At 33.5% G+C, this 19,900-nt stretch carries 16 protein-coding genes; 12 read left to right on the forward strand and 4 right to left on the reverse strand.

Annotation, left to right across the window (positions count from 1 at the left end; all coding sequences use genetic code 11):
- Positions 1–202: 202 nt before the first annotated feature.
- The 3 genes from ACESMA_RS05690 to ACESMA_RS05700 all read left to right on the forward strand — a co-directional run bounded on the left by ACESMA_RS05690 (position 203) and on the right by ACESMA_RS05700 (position 2,509).
- Complete coding sequence (locus ACESMA_RS05690) at positions 203–475, forward strand: HU family DNA-binding protein (protein ID WP_372947810.1); 273 nt, start codon at positions 203–205, stop codon at positions 473–475.
- A gap of 1,200 nt (positions 476–1,675) precedes the next feature.
- Positions 1,676–2,266, forward strand: coding sequence for a hypothetical protein (locus tag ACESMA_RS05695; protein WP_372947811.1), 591 nt, complete (start codon positions 1,676–1,678; stop codon positions 2,264–2,266).
- 3 nt (positions 2,267–2,269) lie between these two features.
- Positions 2,270–2,509 (forward strand): hypothetical protein, encoded by a 240-nt coding sequence (locus tag ACESMA_RS05700; protein ID WP_372947812.1) that lies wholly within the window; start codon positions 2,270–2,272, stop codon positions 2,507–2,509.
- Positions 2,510–2,542: 33 nt separating this feature from the next.
- Here ACESMA_RS05700 and ACESMA_RS05705 read toward each other — a convergent pair whose 3' ends face one another.
- From ACESMA_RS05705 to ACESMA_RS05720, 4 genes are all read right to left on the reverse strand, one after another.
- Complete coding sequence (locus tag ACESMA_RS05705) at positions 2,543–2,998, reverse strand: HAD family hydrolase (protein ID WP_372947813.1); 456 nt, start codon at positions 2,996–2,998, stop codon at positions 2,543–2,545.
- A gap of 5 nt (positions 2,999–3,003) precedes the next feature.
- Positions 3,004–3,450, reverse strand: coding sequence for a hypothetical protein (locus tag ACESMA_RS05710; RefSeq protein ID WP_372947814.1), 447 nt, complete (start codon positions 3,448–3,450; stop codon positions 3,004–3,006).
- Between the two features lie 18 nt (positions 3,451–3,468).
- Complete coding sequence (locus ACESMA_RS05715) at positions 3,469–3,654, reverse strand: hypothetical protein (protein WP_372947815.1); 186 nt, start codon at positions 3,652–3,654, stop codon at positions 3,469–3,471.
- 208 nt (positions 3,655–3,862) lie between these two features.
- A complete protein-coding gene (locus ACESMA_RS05720) occupies positions 3,863–5,746 on the reverse strand; it encodes a hypothetical protein (RefSeq protein WP_372947816.1) in 1,884 nt (627 codons plus the stop codon).
- A gap of 141 nt (positions 5,747–5,887) precedes the next feature.
- Between ACESMA_RS05720 and ACESMA_RS05725 the strand changes: the two genes are divergently transcribed.
- The 9 genes from ACESMA_RS05725 to ACESMA_RS05765 all read left to right on the forward strand — a co-directional run bounded on the left by ACESMA_RS05725 (position 5,888) and on the right by ACESMA_RS05765 (position 19,854).
- A complete protein-coding gene (locus ACESMA_RS05725; protein WP_372947817.1) occupies positions 5,888–6,586 on the forward strand; it encodes a hypothetical protein in 699 nt (232 codons plus the stop codon).
- A gap of 209 nt (positions 6,587–6,795) precedes the next feature.
- Positions 6,796–7,485 (forward strand): hypothetical protein, encoded by a 690-nt coding sequence (locus ACESMA_RS05730; protein WP_372947818.1) that lies wholly within the window; start codon positions 6,796–6,798, stop codon positions 7,483–7,485.
- Between the two features lie 195 nt (positions 7,486–7,680).
- Entirely contained in the window at positions 7,681–8,295 is a 615-nt protein-coding gene (locus tag ACESMA_RS05735) for a recombinase family protein (RefSeq protein ID WP_372947819.1), read from the forward strand.
- 49 nt (positions 8,296–8,344) lie between these two features.
- On the forward strand, positions 8,345–8,776 hold the full coding sequence (locus ACESMA_RS05740) for a hypothetical protein (protein ID WP_372947820.1): 432 nt from the start codon (positions 8,345–8,347) through the stop codon (positions 8,774–8,776).
- A 500-nt stretch (positions 8,777–9,276) separates the two neighbouring features.
- A complete protein-coding gene (locus ACESMA_RS05745) occupies positions 9,277–12,573 on the forward strand; it encodes a helicase-related protein (RefSeq protein ID WP_372947821.1) in 3,297 nt (1,098 codons plus the stop codon).
- 149 nt (positions 12,574–12,722) lie between these two features.
- Positions 12,723–15,920, forward strand: coding sequence for an Eco57I restriction-modification methylase domain-containing protein (locus ACESMA_RS05750; protein ID WP_372947822.1), 3,198 nt, complete (start codon positions 12,723–12,725; stop codon positions 15,918–15,920).
- A 17-nt stretch (positions 15,921–15,937) separates the two neighbouring features.
- On the forward strand, positions 15,938–17,173 hold the full coding sequence (locus tag ACESMA_RS05755; protein WP_372947823.1) for a deoxyguanosinetriphosphate triphosphohydrolase family protein: 1,236 nt from the start codon (positions 15,938–15,940) through the stop codon (positions 17,171–17,173).
- Between the two features lie 38 nt (positions 17,174–17,211).
- A complete protein-coding gene (locus tag ACESMA_RS05760; protein WP_372947824.1) occupies positions 17,212–19,614 on the forward strand; it encodes an Hsp70 family protein in 2,403 nt (800 codons plus the stop codon).
- 15 nt (positions 19,615–19,629) lie between these two features.
- Positions 19,630–19,854, forward strand: a complete 225-nt coding sequence (locus ACESMA_RS05765) for a hypothetical protein (protein WP_372947825.1) — start codon at positions 19,630–19,632, stop codon at positions 19,852–19,854.
- The last annotated feature ends 46 nt before the right edge of the window (positions 19,855–19,900 follow it).

The following is a 19,900-nucleotide window of genomic DNA, read 5'->3' on the forward strand; positions in this document are numbered from 1 at the left end:
ATTAATAAAGACGCGAATAGAACCGATTATGTGGTGTTTATTTTTAAACAAACATAGATTGTAATTTTGGCGGATAAAACAGGTTTAGTTGAGCGGTTTCATAAAGAAATAGTAATCTTGAGAATCTTCAATATTCAAATCTGTCAATTTTTTAATACTTTTGAGCAATCCTGAATTGAAATATCCTAATAAAAATACTACCATGACAAAAGCAGATATTGTAAATGAGATTTCCAATCAAACTGGGATTGATAAAACAACAGTACTAAAATCAGTAGAAGGCTTTATGGAAACCGTAAAAGATTCATTAGTTGATGGTAAAAATGTTTACCTAAGAGGTTTTGGTAGTTTTATTGTGAAGAAAAGAGCAGAAAAAACTGCAAGGAACATTTCAAAAAACACATCAATTATTATTCCAGCACATAATATCCCTTCATTTAAACCTTCCAAAGTATTTTCTTCAAAGGTTAAGTAAGAATCCAATTTTGATAACCAACACAACCGATAAAACACATCACCCCAACCCGACATTTTTCATGTGATTTAGAATCCCAAATTTTGGGGATGTCTTCAAGATTTATCTATCGATTCTATAAAGTTTCAAGATTTATATTTTGGTGTTTTATTGAAGGTTGTGTCTTTGTTTATTTTTAAATGGAATTGGATTGATTATTTAAAGAACTTCCGATGATGGGTCAGAAGATTATAAGTTCAAGATGGGAACTATTTGAACTAAAACGTGAGGGTCTTATTATGAGATTGTGGCAGATTTTGCTTTGAAATCCTGTCCGACTGATTAGATGATGAGTAGATGATTCGATTACCGAATCGCAGCCAATCCCGCCATGCCTTATACAACCTACATAGCCATTTGTTTTTTCCTATTTTACTTATGCGTAAATTCATCAATTTAAGTACGTTCAAAGAGAAAAAAGGTTCACCTATCAATCTGATGTGAACTTAATATCCGATAAATACACAACCCATATTTCCACCAAAAAATTTTCAAAATATTTTTCAAATTTTGACATTTCTCTGATTTCTTAGATTTTCATCCAAAAATGATCCCCGTTTGAGAAATAGGACTGTACCCCCCTTTTTTGTTATGAAAGGTTTTTTCCAGCAGAGGGGGGATGGGTACGGACAGACACCCACCCACTTATACCGGGGAGAGGGAGTCAGTATATTTATTTCTAAACAAACTCAACCGATATCCCCCTACAACTTAACCTGCAAAATGAGCACCGTAAACAACTATATTACAGCAAAATACATCAGTTTTATCTTGGCCAATCCACAATAAATCACTATCTTAGCTATACACCGGAAGAATTTTGGCGCTGTTCTTTTGAGACTACCGGTTTAACAAAAAACTGAAAACGAACGAGGGTAACTGCACTTAACGGTTATGGATTGGCACCGTGAACATGGTGCTTTTCCGGTGCAAACTAAATTTAATATTCCACCTCACCAGATGTCAGTTTAGGTTTAGTGGTTTTTGCCAATTATTATTTGAGAATCCGAGTCACATTTTACTTCAGAGGATGTGGTTAGGGTACAGACTTTACGGGACTTCTGGGGATATTAACAATTAATTTGCCAATAAACATTGCCTCGAAAAAAAAGCGACCAAGATCTAGCGCGCAATTTAATAAGTAGCGTTAATTTTATGCTCATGAACAATTTGATTATTCATCCACGCGATTCTTCAACCGATTTTCTGAAGCCAATTTATGCACCTTTAAAAAACAAAACCGTAATAACAGGTGGTATTTCGAAAACCGAATTACGTGAAGTAATAAAAGAACACGACAGAGTTATTATGTTGGGACATGGCAGCCCGGGTGGCCTCTTAACTATGCAGCAATTTGGAACGACAAATGGTTTTATTATTGATTATTCAATGGTAGATGTTTTGAAGGAAAAGAAAGATAACGTCTTTATTTGGTGTAATGCCGATCAATTTGTATATGACTATGATTTAGAAGGGTTCTATTCAGGTATGTTTATTTCCGAAATTGATGAAGCCATCTACTATGATTTTTACGACATAGAGCCAAGTGAAATTGATGAATCAAATTATTGGTTTGCTGAAATCGTTTCAAGATACATTAATCACCCTTTAAATGTTCTGTATGACAATTTAATCCAAGACTACCGAGAACTTGCCCGAACAAATCCTATCGCTCAGTTCAACCTTGAACGTTTGTATATTTCTCATGAAACAAAAAAATTCGACTCACTTTGTAATACAAAACTTTTTTGAATTATGGACTCAATAATATTCATCCGAAAATATGAAACCTACTTGGACGAAATTCAACAGGTGGTTAAACCTGAATACCAACCCTTAATAGATGAACTCAAAGAAACTGATCCACATGATTTGGTTACTCCCGACACATGGTTTAGCGATGAAACAAGTACAAGAGGGTTGGTTTGGAAACTATTTTTACTAAAAGTGAAAGAAAGTGAAAGAATTCTTGGACTCTGTCCACCAGATGACTAATAATTCGGAAATGACATAAGAATCTTGAAGAAATCAAACCCGAATTTCGAGCTTCCTCAATTCATCATCAACCACTTCACCTGTAAACGCTTTCACCCCTATTATCCGACATTTTTGATGTGATTTTTTATCCCAAATTTCGGGAATATCATCAATAATGGTGATAGAATCATAAGCATCAAAATAATATTCAGGAACAGATTTCACATAAGACCCATTTAAAAATAAACAATCTTCGCGCGTAAATAACTCAACCGGATTGATTTCCAAATGTTCACAAATTTTAGTTGCATACTCACGTTCTGCGGTCGTAAAAACAACCACGTCACCGATTGTATGACACCTTTTGACAAATTCTCTGGCGTGAGGTCTTTCATAAATTGTTAGATACTTGGAGAAATGAAAAAGGATTTTCGCTGACAGGTTACGTTTTATGGTTGTTCCATAAATGAGGGTGTTGTCAAGGTCAAGTATTGTAAGTTTTTTCATCTTCATTAATAATTCCAACGTTTTTTTTCAACTCTGCAATCTAAATGCACCATTTGTTTGGTAAGAAACCCTTGTTTCTTATATGTACCAATTCCACCTTGATTCAGGATTATTTCATCATTTAAAACTTGATAAATGATAGCAACATCTTTCCCGTCAATAAAATTGTCATTATTAATATCTCCAACAAGAAAGTCCATTGCATCATTGGTTAGGTGGCGACTATCATGAGCAGCAGCGGAAAAGTTTTCAAAAAAGATATTCTCCCATTTTGACCGTTTTGTGCTAATAACCAAAAGATTGTTCGAATAACCCTTTTCTTTCAATGACTCCTTCAGGGTGGAATAATAATTGGCAACAACAGGATTTACCCGTTTAGTGTTATTAAAATGGGTGAAGAATGTAATTAATGAGATGGCTAATAAAACGAATATGAACTTTAGTATTTTCATTCCATTGTGGCAAGAAACCTAAACCTTGAAACCAACCCATTTCCCATTTTCATCCAACCCCCGATTTGCCAATTCTCTGTTGGCAAGGTCAGTAGTATCGATTTGCTTCTTTACAATTGCCACTAGTAAATCTGTGGCAATTAATTGAAACAAATACCTCGGATTTAAATCGTCACTATCGTTTTTTGGAATGTATTTTTCCATGTGGATTTAATTTGATTTCGAGATCAAAAATACCGCTAGTATTTAAGAGTGCCAAACTTAACTGGCTGAATTTAAGCGTAAATACATAGATGTACGAGTGTGTTTGTCAATTTAGTTTAATGGTTTTGCCGATTAATTTAGTGCGAAATATTTTATTTAAGTTTTATTATCAAATAAATAAGACGAATTCTAGATTCAAGAATCCTGATTACTGCTGCCTGAAAAGTAATAAAAAACTCTGCTTCATTAACCACTTAATTATTCCTTCAGCATCCGTTTTAATTCTGGAATTAGTTGTTGTTAGTAATTTCTGTTTCCAACCACCTATTGAGTTTTGCAAAATTCTTAAAATATTACCTCGACTAACGTGAATATTCTTCGCTGTCCTCAAGGTTGTAAAATGAAGCCCCCACATTATGTATATATTTTCATCCTTTGTTCCCTTACTAACTTCAAAAGACTTGGATAAGCTGTTTAATATTGTACTATTAAATATATTTTTATAAAATTCAATAGCTGAGTCTTTGGCAGTTTCATTATTTATGCTCCAAAGTGTCCCAATAATTGTTCCAGCACCGCTCTCTATAAAAGATCTTGATATCTCAGCCCAAGAAAAGCAAGTGTTATTAAAAATTATTGGTGTGACGTATGAAGAAGCTATCCTATTAAACATTGCTTGATAAGTAGAAATAAATTTTCCATCTCCGTAACATTTAATTGAACATGAATATGGAATATTTCCTTTAGGTATTTCATTGTACTTTTTACCGGAATGACCTTGTTTGTGAACCTCATTTAACATATCGGCAAATACATAATCAGGGTAATTCTTATCTTTTAATTCCTTACTTTTCCAAACCATGTTATCAAATTTCTTCCAAATTTGCTTACTGGTCACCTCTATCAATCTTTCATTTTCATCATTAAACCTGTCACTTGGAGATAAACTTATAACTTCATCAAATTCAATTGTATGCTGTATCCCATCTCTGTCATTAAATTTTCTTGTTACTATGTAACCCGGGACTTCACCACCATGACTACATATATGAAGTAAATCAAAAGGATAATCTTGAATGAACTTATGAAGATTATATGCGCTTGCATTTTTCCCAATTAGGCTAGTTACATGGAAGTTAGCTTTATCAAATTGCTCAACAACAAAACTAGTTTCCTCATTGTATCCAAATTCTAATGGAGAAAAAATTACTGAAGATCCAGTACTATCTTGATGCTCCTTATAAATATTATTAAAAATAAAGAGATCAACATGTAAGTGAAGATGTACATAAGTAAATGGAATAATATTTTTCAAGAATAAAGAATAAGGTACTCCCTCAGTAAAAAAAGTACCAAATTTAAAGTTGGAGAAGTTGATTCCTTCTAATCTAGGATATATAATTGCTTCCAACTCTTTATAACTATCGGCATTTCCTTTTTTCCATTCTTCAATGAGATATAATATTTTATTGGGTATTTCTTCCTCAAGAGCAGCAACATAACGAACTGAAGCGTTAATTGAGACTGCGTAATTTGTCGCAATGACCGATGAGATGGTATCCGTGTCCTCAATAACAATCAAACCCTCTGAGTCACCTAAACTTATATTTAATGGTTCTGCATTTTCATCGATTCTCAAAATTGAATTTGACATTAATGCATCGTATAAACCAAAAAGAACTTCACCAGATTTAACAGAAATAACTTTGTCCTTATCGTATGAGAAACCTGATAAATATAATTCAACACTCTCAACTGTATCAATTTCAATACATGGATAGTCATCCAAAAATGTCAAATAACTTTTTTGTTCTTCTGATAGCCCACCTAATATTACCGTTGGATTCCCTTTTAACCTTTTAATTGAATTGTGAATCTTTACATTCATTGCTGTTAAGTTCGTCCTTGAGATAGCATGTTCATCCACGGTGTCCTCAGAAATATCAGATATTTTTGCCGTAGCAGTCCCCAGCTCAAAGATGTTCAAGAACGTACCCTCTTTATGTAAAAAAGTGGAAATTACCGCACCTAAGGCTAAATGATGTATATCTATAATAGAGACAAATTCACTATTGAATTTTGGAATTTTCATTTTTCAAATCGGATATTATAGTTTTTTACTACTTCACAATTAAGCCAAAATTAGGAAAACAATTCACCATCAACTTGAATCACGTTATTAAATCCTTTTGTAACTTTAAAATATTCTTTTAAGTCCATAAAATCATTGATTATGACATGGAAACCCAGCGAATTACGAGATAAGGTAAATAACAGATACGGTGAAAAACAAGTCCAACTTTTTGAACCTGCAATGTCATCATTTAGTTGGAAATTATTAATTGCAAATTATCATGCAGATGAACATGGCAAAATAATAAAGAGATTATTGAGAAGACAAACTGGCAGTAAAAATGAGAGATTATTGAAAATTGCATTGAATTTTGGTTCGAATGAACTTGTTCAAAAGAATAATATTGATCTTTTTACAGCAGAGGCTAATTTGATTGCTTTTGCTCAAACTCTGCATTCTATGGCAGATATTTTGGCACATATAATATATTACAGCCTTTCTGAAGATAGTTTTATTCCCGTAGATGAAGATAGAATCAGCTTGAGGTACATTTTAGAAAAACTTAAAGACCTTCCTGAATTTTCTCCATTAAAAGCAGAAATTGAAAATCTTATAAATCTATCAAGCTTTCAATATTTAAATGCCTATGTAAATACCGTTAAACATAGAAGGTTAATATCTTCTAATCTATTCACCTCTTTAATCGACAAAAAAAGCTTTGGGTTTAAAATAATGGCCTTTGAATATAGAAATATGTCTTATAATGAAAAGAACTCGAAAGACTTTATTGAAAAGGATCGTAAATCAATTCAAGATGCTTTTAATAAAATTGGAAATGAAATAAGTAATTGTCTTTAAAAAAGTTCCCAATAATTGGCATTGTTGATTTGTTCCTTGATATTACCTATTAGAAATATTTTCCTTTTAATCTTGATTTATAATAGAAGATTTAACCATGACAAAAACTCTTGAAAAACTACAATTCGCAGTATTAAATCTGTTATTCAAATGTGTGACTATTAAGGAAAGAATAATTCATTTAATTTTGTATTTTAAAATAATGTAATATGGCATACCAATCAACAGATGTTTATCGCTATTTAATATATCTCGAAAAGTATCTCTTAGGAGACCTTGAATTATTTCATCAAAATGCTAAGATTGCTGAAGAAATAGAAAGAAAAATTCAAAATAGATCAAAAAATAAAGGATGTAGAAACTTTTTCATCAAAAAAACATCCTCTACCAATCTGATACAAACGACAAAATATCCATACTCATTTGAATTTATGATTGGATCCGCAGTTGTTCCTCGTTCGACTATACCCAACACAGCCACCTTATTTGCCACGATTGATGTTCTTGGCTATTTAACAAGGACTGGAACTGACTATATTAATACCACTAAAAATTTCAAAGAATTTTTTGCTTACCCATCAACATTTATTGACCAAGCAGAATTAACTGTTCTTATAAAAGTTTATCGCCATGGCATGACACATAACTATTTGCCAAAACTAAAGATGGAGATTTCTTATCATTCATCTAATCCGACCAATAAATTATTCTTTAAAAATTCAATAGGAGATTTAGTCCTAAATGTTAATCGACTTGAAATATTGGTAATAAACAGACTGAGTGAAATTATAAACACCGAATCACTTTTTCCTAATATGGATAGCCAACATTCATACATGATCCAAGAATATGAGAATCAATGTAGATCATCGATAACAAATCTTTTAGCTATACTTTGAACTATTCAAGCATATACAAAATTTTCAGAAAATTACAAAAGACCTATTCCAATAATCAAATTAATTATAGTTTACTCACAATAATAGCGTACACCTTTTTTTGTGACTCTCACAATAGCTAAAAACCATAGAATTCATGCGGCTTTCAGGTGTTTTATTCGTATTTTAGCATAGAACATATACCATGCTAAAAATATGAAAATTTCAATTTTGTACGTCCGCATTTCCTCGATTGACCAACGAACAGATCGGCAACGGGTAAATGAAAAAGATTATGACAAAGTAATAGAGGATAAATGTTCCGGTTCAATTCCAATGTTTGAAAGACCCGGTGGAACAGAACTTTTAAAGTTGATAGAAAAAGATTTGGTGAAATCAATCAGTTTTTGGCAAATCGACCGGTGCGGCAGAGATTTACGCGATATTATTAACTTTCTTCATTTTACATCCAAAAGAAAGATCCCTGTTCATTTTATTTCACAAGGACTTTCAACACTTGATGAAAAAGGTGAAGAAAATCCCGTGGCAAAAATGGTCATTTCAATCCTTGGGGTGGTCAGCGAAATAGAGAAAAAGTTGATCCTAGAGCGGCAAAGAGAAGGGATTGAAATAGCAAAATTACAAAATCGTTATACAGGAAGACAGAAAGGTTCAAACGAAGACCCGTTAAGATTTCTTTCAAAACCCAAAAACAAAAAAGCGACAGAACTTTTAAAAAGAGGTTATAAAAATGTTGAAGTATCTCGTATTACAGGAATCCATGTAAATACGATCACAAAGATAAAGCGAATTATGTTGGCGATGAATTAAACAGAAAAAGCAATTTCAATTTAAAAATAAACAAACCATCTATCATAAAATGAATTTATCTATTGATGCGATATCAGATTTAGTTAACTCAAGAATTTGTTCCAGCTTAGAACAATTGGTATTTGATTACGGTAAAATAAAACAAAGAATATCCGAATTGGATAACCAAGATAAAAACACCGAACCACTCAACCTGCAACTAAAGTTTATAGAAGATCAATATAACCTGAATTACTATTTCCCATTCAATTTTTCCTCAATCGATTTCCTGTTGGCGGAACGCAAAAATCGGTTTGACACTATGGATAAGTTGGAACGGAAAGAGACCCTGACCGAAACAGAAAGATCCATACATACAAGTACATTGGCAAGAATTAAATATTTCAATGAATTAATTCATTTGAAAAGTAAAACCGATTTTCTTAAAGGTATTGACTATTACACCAACCATCCCGACAAAATAGTTAACCTGATTTCTTAGTTATTAAACAACGATTTTATTGTGATGAAATATTGTAAATTTTTGAGTTGTCAGATATTTATAATTAAACTGGTGATGACCTGTTATTAATATTCTCAAAATAAAGGTGTCTTTAATGGCACCTTTTTTTATGCACTTTAGAATTGCGCAAGCCCAGATCTATTTTGATCCCGGCGTTTCAAAATTTTAATTGGCAATCGTTTATTTTTAAATTTTCTATTTTGTCGTAAAATGTGAGTGGATTTCACGAAAAGGTCAATATTCAAGGACTAAGTGAAGCCTAGTTGCCAATTAATATTTTTTCGTTTCCATAGGGGCCAGCAGAAATTTTAGCTGTGTCAAATAAAAAATACATCCAGTAATTCTAGCTATCTAAAACCCGACAATAAGTATCACCATTTAATTCAATGTAATCCCGTATCATAATTCATTTGTTCAACAGATTTACTTATCAAATTTTGCTAAATTGCCGTTTCATTTACAAAATTCGTTTTCTAAACATGTCAACCAACTTTTTTACCAATAACGGCCATAATACTTTACTTCAAAAATTTAAAGGAATATTTGAAAACCACAAGGATATTGAGTTTTTCGATGCTTTGGTTGGTTATTTTAGGGCATCCGGATATTTTGCTATACGACCCTATCTAAACAATGTACCAAAAATTCGAATATTGGTTGGTATTGATGTTGATAAACTAATTGCCAAATATCATTCAAAGGGATTATTATTTCAGGGCGATGCAACCCAGACTATTCAGGAATTTTTAAAAGAAGTTCAGGAAGATATCCAAACTGCCGAATATAAAAATGAAGTTGAACAGGGTATTTTACAGTTCATAAAAGATATTGCTGAAAAGAAAATTGAAATCAAAGCTCATCCCAGCCGAAAACTTCATGCGAAGATTTACATTTTCCGACCTGAAAACTGGAACGAACACAACGAAGGATATGTAATTACAGGTTCGTCAAACCTTACTGATGCGGGATTAGGTTCCGGTGAAATTTCCAATTATGAATTCAATGTAATACTGCACAATTACGAAGACATAAAGTTTGCTACCAGCGAATTTGAAACCCTTTGGAATGAGGGAATTATTATTTTGCCAACAGAAATTGAAAAGGTTAAAAAGGAAACTTATCTGAATGACAACTTTACACCCTACGAAGTTTATATGAAATTTCTGATAGAGTATTTTGGGAAAAGCGTAGAGTTTGACCCCAATTCAATCTCTGATTTACCCAAGGGTTTTAAACGATTATCATATCAGGTCGATGCAGTAAATGAAGGATTCAAGCTATTAACGAAGCACAATGGTTTTTTCCTTTCCGATGTAGTTGGATTGGGGAAAACGGTGGTAGCAACATTAATTGCAAAAAGGTTCTTTTATACCAATGATTTTCCTTCGCATATCACAAATACCTTAGTTGTTATTCCACCTGCATTAAAAGAAGGTTGGGTTGAAACTTTGGAACAGTTTGGCTTGCAGAATTATAGAATTATTACCAACGGAAGTCTTCCGAAAATAACCAATCCTGAAAAGTACGACATTGTAATAGTTGATGAAGCACATAAATTCAGAAACGATACTGCCGAGATGTATAACGAGTTACAAAAGATTTGTAAGACAAAAACCCGGCACATGCTAAAAGATGGAACCAAGGCAGAAAAAAAAGTAATGCTTTTGTCTGCAACTCCATTAAATAACCGTCCTGAAGATATTGCCAATCAAGTGTATTTATTTATGGACTCAAAGGATTCTACTCTTTCAATTTCAAATCTTCAACACTTTTTCAGGATTCGGATTGATGCCTATAATAGATTAAAATCGGGTAAATTCAGTATTTCAGAAGTTCAAAACAGCATTAAACACATATATGCAGATATAAGGGAAAAAGTGATTGCTCCGTTAACGGTTCGCAGAACGCGTACCGACCTTATGGATCATGAACAGTATTCTGTGGATTTGGAAGAACAGAGTGTTATTTTCCCTGTTATAAATCCACCGTTTAAAATTCTTTACCAACTGGATGAAAAATTAGATCAGTTGTATGACGAAACCATGTTTTATATTGGTGATGAAAGAAAAGGATTAACCTATAACAGATATCAGGCTATAAAATATCTGATTCCTGAGAAAAAGAAGAAATACAAAAACGCTGATTTAGCTGCAACTCAGCTGGCACATATCATGAAAGTTTTATTGGTAAAACGCATCGATAGTAGCTTTTACGCTTTTAAACAATCATTGAATCGATTCTATTTGGCCACAAAAGCCATGATGAAAATGTTCGATAACAAAATAATTTACATTGCTCCAAATTTGAAAGTTTCCCAGTTTATTATCGAAGATCGCGAAGATGAGTTAATCGAATTGATTAATATGCTCCGGGAAACAGATCCTACTATTGAAGTTTGCACACCTGAAGATTTTTTACCCGGATTCTACGAAGGTCTGGAAAAAGATTTGTCGATTTTGGAAACATTGGTTTTACGATGGGAATTAGTTACTGAAGATCCCAAACTGGATGAGTTTTTAAATCACCTCAATGGGGAGATTTTAAATAAAAGAATAAACCCGCAACAAAAACTTGTTATATTTTCTGAATCAAAAGAAACTACCGGATACTTACTTGATAATTTGAAAAAACATGGATTTACAAAAGTAATGGAAGTTAATGCATCGAACCGAAATAAACTGGTTCCTGTAATCCGTGAAAATTTTGATGCCAATATTCCGCGTGACCAGTATCGTTCTGATTTTAACATTATTATTTCAACCGAAGTATTAGCTGAAGGAGTAAACCTTCACCGTTCAAATGTAATTGTGAACTACGATACACCTTGGAACTCAACTCGTTTAATGCAGCGCATTGGTCGTATCAATCGTATTGGTTCATCAGCTCCGAACATTTATATTTATAATTTCTTCCCAACAGCAAAGGTTAACAAGGATATAGATTTGGAGAAAAAAGCTGTTATGAAGTTGCAGGCTTTTCATTCGGCATTGGGCGAAGACAGTCAGATATATTCTACTGTTGAAGAAATTGGAACATTCGGTTTATTTGATAAAACCGTTAGCGAAGAAAAAGATGAAAAGCTGGTGTTGCTTATGGAGCTTCGGAAATTTAAAGATGAAAATCCTGAAAAATTCCGAAAAATCAGAAACATGCCGCTTCGGGCAAGAGTTGGTCGAAAAGATCGGATGAAAAAGGACACAACCATTTGTTTTATCCGAAATGAACGGCGTGATGCCTTTAACTGGATTCGCGACAATGGTGATCTGGAAGAATTGACTTTCGTGGAAACCGCCAAAGAATTTAGGGCCGATCCACCAGAAAAAGGTATCCCTTTACACGAAAATCATCATGAACATGTGCAGGTTGCAATTACCGATTTCGAAAAGAAACTTCAGGTAGAAGCAGCAAGTCAAATGGTGGTGGATACAACTCAGGGGCCAAACGAGAAAAAAGCATTGTCATACCTCGATGGATTCCTAAAATTTCCATTTTTATCTGGCCAAGAAATAGATTTGATTAAAGCAGCAAAACAAGCCATAAAACTGGGTAAATTTCAAAAACTTCAACGCGAAGTAAATGCCCTTAAAAAGAATGTAAAAAAAACACCGCTTAACGCAGTAGAGTTGGTAGATGCTATTTTAAAGATTCTCGGTAAATATCCTTTGGAAACCGATGATAATCCTGATAACCGGCCAACTGTTACCGTCCGTTCTTTCGAAAAACTAAAACCTGAAATCATAATTTCCGAATCCTATTCATATCCTCAACAATCATGAACAAAGAAGATCTTCGTACCTTACTAAATCAGCCTTATCAATTCGACAATTGGAAAAAGGTGGTTGATTTTACTTTCCCCAATGTTTCATACCTGCGAAACCCAATTACAATTCCAGCCGACAACAATTTGGTGGAATCGTTTCAACAAGTGGGAACTGTAAGGTTAAAAGATGGGAAAAACCTTGCCATGTTTGAAGTACACGTTAAGCCAAATGTAAATATTGCACGTAACCGTGTAGCTCTGCGTAAACTTGTCGCTGGGTATATCGATCAGGAACGAAATCATGGCGTACTTGCCATTTATGAAAAAGGTACTGAAGAATACAGGTTTACATTTACTGCAAAAGATACCGATTACGATGAAACCACGGGTAATTTTGTTGATAAGGAAACCGAAACCAAAAGGTTTACTTATGTTTTGGGGGCAAACGAAAGTTGCCGCACAGCCCGCGACCGTTTTTGGGAACTGAGCCAGCACAAGGAAGAAGCAACCATAAAAGACGTGGAAACTGCTTTCTCGGTTGAAAGGCTTAGCAAAGAATTCTTTAATAAGTATAAAGAACATTACACCGCTTTTGTAAATTACCTGAACAATTCCAGCTATAAGATATCTGCATTTAGTAATGAAGAAAAAGCCATTCGCGATTTTGTGAAAATCATGCTTGGCCGGATTGTGTTTCTTCATTTTGTTCAGAAAAAAGGATGGCTGGGAGCTACTGATGAAAACTATCAGGATGGCGAAAAACAGTTTATGTACAACCTTTGGCAGAATTCAGGGAAAAGGGAAACTTTTTATCAGTTAATACTTGCACCGTTGTTTTTTGATGCTTTAAACCAAAATAACAGGCCGGAAGAAGTATTTACTTTATCCGATGGTCAAACTTTCAGAATACCATATTTAGGAGGCGGTTTGTTTGAAAAAGACAGGAATGAACCCGACTTTCTTACCTTTCCAAAATCACTTTTTGAAAATTTGTTTGATTTTTTTAACGAGTATAATTTTACCATCGACGAAAACGACCCACATGAAAACGAGATAGGAATTGACCCTGAAATGCTGGGGCATATTTTTGAAAACCTGCTCGAAGACAACAAAGATAAAGGTGCTTTTTACACCCCAAAACCGATTGTAAAATACATGTGTCAGGAATCATTGATTCAGTATTTTATCACTTCGTTTGAAAAAGAAGGATTGGTTAAAACAGAGGAAGAAAAAACCAATCTCGAAAACCAGATTGGAAACTTTGTTCGGAAATATGAAGCCAAAGACATTATCGAACACGACCATCTTTTGGCCAAAGCTCTGTACGATATTAAAGTTTGCGATCCCGCTATTGGCTCTGGTGCATTCCCTATGGGGATTCTGAATGAAATGGTGATGTTGATAAATGTGTTGCACAATGCCAGCCCCGATGTGGTGGAAGACATTTGGAAAATGGACAATTGGCAACCTGCAACCGTAAAAAAACACATCATTCAGAACTCTATTTATGGGGTGGATATTGAAAAAGGTGCGGTTGATATTGCCCGTTTGCGGTTTTGGCTTTCCTTGATAATTGATGAAGAAAAACCAACCACTCTGCCCAGCTTGGATTACAAAATTGTAGTGGGAGATTCGATATTAAGTAAATTTGAAAATCAAGTTATTGATATAGATTGGGAAATAAAAGAAAAAGCTACTCAGGGAAATCTTTTTGGAGATGAAACGGAGAAAACAAAACAAAAACTTTTAAAAAATATTACTCAAAAACAAAAGGAATTTTTCGCAGCAGAAAATCACCAAAAAGATAAACTTTCTCTCGAAATACGTAATCTGAAAATTGATTTACTGATTAATCAATTACAGTTGCAGGTTAAAAAGAATGGATTGGAGAATGTACAAAGCAATGCTACCGGACAAATACTAAATCGCCAAACCGAACAATACCAAAAAACGCAAATTTGGAAGAAAACCATTATTAAATTAGAAATACTTAAAAGACACTCAGAAAGGCCTTTTATTCATTTTGATTGGAGACTCGATTTCCCTGAAATTCTTAACAATGAAATAATGGGAACAAATACGGGATTTGATATCGTGATTGCGAATCCACCGTATCTTAATGTTGAACACATGGATTCTGAACTCAAAGAAATATTAAGAAAAAAGTTTGAAGTATTTTATAAACGCACAGATATTTTTGGTGTATTTCTTGACCATTCAATTTGTAATTTGCTAAAACCTGAAGGGAAACTTGCATTCATTATACCATCAATCGTATTAAATAATCTTAGTTACAAATTGATTAGAAATAAGATATTATCAAATAATTGGTTACATACAGTTTGCTATACGGGAAACAAAATATTTGAAGAAGTTACTGTCGATACCGTAATTTTACTTATCAATAAAAATGGGAATAAAGAAATTAATCTCATAAATGCATTGGACTTTAAAAATATATCATCAATGAAAGTTGAACCAAATTTCTTTGAAAAATTTGGAAATGTAATTAGTGTAGCAGGGGATGATAATTCAAATGATATGTTTGATAAAATATTTAATTCCAGTAACATTAATATAGAAACTCACTTTGACGTGTTTCAAGGTATTGTAACAGGGAATAATCCTGTGTTTATATTTGATGAAATCGAACAATGGAAAAATTCAAATATCGAAAAAGAGTTATTACACATATTGCTTCATGGGAGAGACTTCGGAAAATGGACAATTAAAAACATTAATCGAAGGATTATTTATCTTGGAGCAAAAGCTGATATTAATGCTTATCCTCAAGCAAAAAATCATCTTTCCCCTTTCAAATTTGAACTTTCAAAAAGGAGAGAATGTAAGACTGGTGCAATCTATTGGTATTCCCTACAATGGGCAAGAGATAAATCTCAATTAGACATAGTGCCAAAAATTATTATTCAAAACACAAGAAATGAACGGCTAAAACCACGAATTGTGGCAACAGTTGATGAAATTGGCGTGTATGGTTCTCAAGGAATGAATTTCGTTGTTCCAAAAACTTATCAATATTCAGTTTATTTTTTAATTAGTATAATTAACTCAAAGTTAATTGACTACATATTTTTAACCAAGTTTTTAAATCTTGCAATTAAAGCAGATTATATAAAACAAATTTCATTCCCTCTCCCGAGTAATTTTTTAATAACTGAATTAGAGACTTTATCCAAATCCATATTAAAACTTAAAAAAGAAAATAAGAGTACTACCGATTTAGAAACTAAAATAGACGTCATAGTATGCAAACTTTATGATTTAAGTTGGGACGAAGTATTGGTGGTTGACCCTGAATTTTGGATGAACAGGGAAGAATATGAAGCATTTGAAATAGAATAAAATGTGAATCCTGAACAATGAAAACGAAAAAAGTATTTAAAACTGAACGAGCCAACAATTTAAGTCCAAATTGGGGGAGCCTTATCAAAAGGGAAAAAGATTTGTACCTACGCACAAATGATATAAGGTCTGAGTTTGCACGTGATTATACAAGGATTTTACATTCCAACGGATACCGGCGGTTAAAAACAAAAACGCAGGTATTTTTTGCTACAAAAAATGACCATATCTGTACAAGGATTGAACATGTAAATCATGTGGCATCAGTTAGTTCAACCATTGCCAAACAGCTTGGTTTAAACGACGACCTTGTTAATGCAATTGCAATTGGCCACGATATTGGTCATGCACCTTTTGGTCATCATGGAGAGTCTGTAATACGAAAAATCATGAATGATGAAATTCCCGGAAACAGTTTCTGGCACGAAAAGAACAGTTTGTTTTTTGTCGATCATATTGAAACCCTTACTGATTCTGAAGGTTACGAGCAAAACCTAAACTTGACTTATGCGGTCAGGGATGGAATTATTTCACATTGCGGAGAGGTTAATCAAGATGCTATTTACCCAAGAACCGAGTACATTGATCTTGAAGATATTTCGAAGTCCAATGAATACCAGCCTTATACTTGGGAAGGATGTGTAGTGAAAATTGCAGATAAGATCGCCTATTTGGGGCGGGATATTGAAGATGCCATGTTTTTTAAGATTCTGAATTTCGGTAATTACAAAGAACTTACCTCAATTCTGGAAAAACATTTTCCAAAATCAAATTTGAGGGAAATTAATAATGGGATATTAATTCATGGATTTATTACCAACCTTCTTAAAAACAGCTCGCCTGAAAACGGAATCAGATTATCTCCTGATTATCTTGGGTTAATGAATGATATTAAAAATTTCAACTATTCTGTAATTTATAAGTATTGGAGAATAGAATCATTCAAGGATTATGCAACAGTCGTTATTAGTGCGATTTTTAAAACATTGATGCGGTATCTTGAATATCGCGATTATAAAATCAGAATCATTCTTAGCAAAGAAAATTTTCCTGTTCTCAGCAGATACTTTTACGAGTGGCTATTAAAATATTCCAACATTGACTTGGAAAGGAGAGATAAGTTGAAGTTTAAAAACAAGATTATTTATGATGCTCTCAAACGTGAATCATACGTGAAGTGTTGTTTGGATTTCATATCGGGAATGACCGATAATTTTGCGTTGAAAGTATATCATGAGATAATTTCATTTTGAATATTAAAATCGTTTAAATCTAAACTGTCATTAATACTATGAGCTCAATTGACCTTACCATCGACCGCTTACTTCCATCAAAATTGTCGGAGAATGTTTTTAACCAACAATTTACTTTTGTTGGAATCGATTTTGGCACATCAACAACCGTAGTTTCAGTAGCAACCATGTCTCCTGAAACAAAAAAAATCGATACAGAAGTTCTATGGATTCCACAAAAAGCAGCAGATGGAACAGAAATTAAAAGTGGAATCCTTCCATCGGTTATCGCATGTGTAGATAAAAATATATTGGTTGGCTCAGGTGCAGCCGACTTAAAATTTAATTTAAAACGAAACCGCGATGTTTGGTATTCGTTTAAAATGGAATTGGGAGCCGACCTTGGTGCAACCTTTTCAGAAAGCGTTTTAAATACTGGCGATGAATGGAACATCCTGAATGCAAAAGATGCAACCCGTGTTTTTTTTAAATACCTCAAACTTAAAATAGATGCTATCGTCGAGAAAAAAGGGTGGTCAAAAAAGATTCAGTATGCCATTAGTATTCCTGCCTCGTTTGAAGCTAATCAGCGTAAAGATTTAATTGATTGTTTGTTTGAAAATGGGATGCAAATAAACAGTCAATCGCTTATTGATGAACCCAATGCTGCTTTTATTAGTTATGTGTGGGAATCTACCCAAAACAAAAAACCCGTTCAAATTCCCGATTACAATTCAAATATATTGGTATTCGACTTTGGAGCCGGCACATGTGATATATCGATATTGGAAGTAGGTGCAGTAAAAAACGAAATCTATTCAAAAAACCTGAGTATTTCGAAATTTGAAAAGTTAGGGGGTGACGATGTAGATAGGATGATTGCATTTGAAATTTTAATGCCGCAACTTTTTAAACAGAATAAAGTTTCGCTAAAAGATTTCCGGTCAAAAGTTATCAATAAAGAAATTTTACCTAAACTTTTAAAATCAGCCGAAATTTTAAAAATACAGGTATGTAAAGGGGTTTCCATTCTTTCATACAATTATACTTTACCCGAGGAAGCCGAAAGTGACTTGTTAATTGATTTGGATGTTGAAATTGAAATACCCGTTGGAGATAAAACCTTAAAACTGAAAAAACCGTCAATTACCTATTATCAATTTAACGAATTGATGAAAAAATTTACCTCGGAAGATGGATTTCGGTTTACCCCTGAGGTAAATGGGCAGGATGATTTTATAAGTATTTTCAAACCCATTGAATCAGCTCTCGAAAAAGCAAATTTAGAAACAGCCGATATTGATAATGTATTGCTAATTGGTGGCAGTTCGAAAAATCCGTACATTCAATTTGCATTAAAAAAATATTTCGAAAAATCCGATTTATTAGTACCAAGTGATACTCAAATTCAGGTGTCGAGGGGAGCGGCCATACATTCACTTGTACTTAATGGTTTAAAAAAGAACATAATAAAACCCATTACAAGTGAACCAATATTGGTAATAACCAAAGACGAGATACCTAAAGTGCTTATTCCTGCAAGTTCAGAAATACCAACTGAAATTGCTCATTTTGATGACTTGTACATAGAGAATGAAAACCAGTCACAATTAGAACTTCCAATTTGTATTGGCAGTAGTAATAAACTGCTTTTTAATGTAAAAATTACACCCGACAACGGAGTTTTCAATAAAGGAGACAGAGTTAATATTTCGGTTGAAATTAGTGCAGATAAAATTCTGTACATCAAAGCTTCTGTTGGAAATCAGCAGGTAATTGTCACACCAGTAAATCCATTTTCAAATAAAGAGCTAACCACCGAGGAACGAATGATACTTGAAGCCGAAAAAAGATACAACGACCAAATTGCATCGCTAAAAGGTGGTGAATCAGAAAATGCATTAAAAAAATTGTACGATGTGTATTGCGAAAAAGAATCTGAATTTAAGGCTGCGGAAACCTTGGAAGAAATAAACGAAAAATTTCCATGGAACAAAGATTATAATCAAATTGGTCTCCATTACAATGCAGCTGGACAGGATGAACTTGCCATTAAATTTTATGAAAAAGCTTATGAATATGACCCAAAACCGTATTCAGCATTTAATCTCGGGGTTAGCCTTAAATATGTTGACGAAGAACGTTATGTGGAGTGTATGGAGGAAGTTTTAAAAATGGATGGGAATTATGCACATGCATTATTTGAATTGGGGAGATATAAAAAGTACCATAATGAACCAGAGGAAGGTAAAATAATGATTGAAAAATCTTTTGAAATATGGAAGGAACGTTATCAGTCGGGGAATTTGCAAAAGAATGAATATAGCTGGTTAATATCGTGTGCAAGTGAAATGGGGAAACACAGTTTTGCAAATGAAGTGGCGAATGCCAAACCCAATCGTCAGATTGAGAAAGGGTATAATGCCGCAAATCTTGCTTCAAACATCAACGATATAAACTAACAAACATTTTTCGATATGGCAACAGACTGGATGATTCGTGAAGACCAATTGGATACTGACCAACTTGAATTTGTAAATAACAGAGTTAAAAGACCGGGTAATATATGGGTTCAGGGTTTTGCAGGTAGTGGTAAATCCGTATTATTAATCCATAGCATGCTTGATACTTTAAGAAAAGAACCAAGGGCAATAAATAGGAATATGAGCGGTACGCAGTACCCAGCGATTATTCCATGTTGAACTACATCCGCCGGGCTCAGGGCTATGTACTTAATAACGATTTTAA

It is taken from the genome of Mariniphaga sp., from assembly GCF_041687215.1.
Lineage (GTDB): Bacteria > Bacteroidota > Bacteroidia > Bacteroidales > Prolixibacteraceae > Mariniphaga.

Excerpts from the sequence above, each read along its gene's own strand:
- ACESMA_RS05690 (WP_372947810.1), top strand. The coding sequence starts at position 203 with ATGACAAAAGCAGATATTGTAAATGAGATTTCCAATCAAACTGGGATT.
- ACESMA_RS05695 (WP_372947811.1), top strand. The coding sequence starts at position 1,676 with ATGAACAATTTGATTATTCATCCACGCGATTCTTCAACCGATTTTCTG.
- ACESMA_RS05700 (WP_372947812.1), top strand. The coding sequence starts at position 2,270 with ATGGACTCAATAATATTCATCCGAAAATATGAAACCTACTTGGACGAA.
- ACESMA_RS05705 (WP_372947813.1), bottom strand. The coding sequence starts at position 2,998 with ATGAAAAAACTTACAATACTTGACCTTGACAACACCCTCATTTATGGA.
- ACESMA_RS05710 (WP_372947814.1), bottom strand. The coding sequence starts at position 3,450 with ATGAAAATACTAAAGTTCATATTCGTTTTATTAGCCATCTCATTAATT.
- ACESMA_RS05715 (WP_372947815.1), bottom strand. The coding sequence starts at position 3,654 with ATGGAAAAATACATTCCAAAAAACGATAGTGACGATTTAAATCCGAGG.
- ACESMA_RS05720 (WP_372947816.1), bottom strand. The coding sequence starts at position 5,746 with ATGAAAATTCCAAAATTCAATAGTGAATTTGTCTCTATTATAGATATA.
- ACESMA_RS05725 (WP_372947817.1), top strand. The coding sequence starts at position 5,888 with ATGACATGGAAACCCAGCGAATTACGAGATAAGGTAAATAACAGATAC.
- ACESMA_RS05730 (WP_372947818.1), top strand. The coding sequence starts at position 6,796 with ATGGCATACCAATCAACAGATGTTTATCGCTATTTAATATATCTCGAA.
- ACESMA_RS05735 (WP_372947819.1), top strand. The coding sequence starts at position 7,681 with ATGAAAATTTCAATTTTGTACGTCCGCATTTCCTCGATTGACCAACGA.
- ACESMA_RS05740 (WP_372947820.1), top strand. The coding sequence starts at position 8,345 with ATGAATTTATCTATTGATGCGATATCAGATTTAGTTAACTCAAGAATT.
- ACESMA_RS05745 (WP_372947821.1), top strand. The coding sequence starts at position 9,277 with ATGTCAACCAACTTTTTTACCAATAACGGCCATAATACTTTACTTCAA.
- ACESMA_RS05755 (WP_372947823.1), top strand. The coding sequence starts at position 15,938 with ATGAAAACGAAAAAAGTATTTAAAACTGAACGAGCCAACAATTTAAGT.
- ACESMA_RS05760 (WP_372947824.1), top strand. The coding sequence starts at position 17,212 with ATGAGCTCAATTGACCTTACCATCGACCGCTTACTTCCATCAAAATTG.
- ACESMA_RS05765 (WP_372947825.1), top strand. The coding sequence starts at position 19,630 with ATGGCAACAGACTGGATGATTCGTGAAGACCAATTGGATACTGACCAA.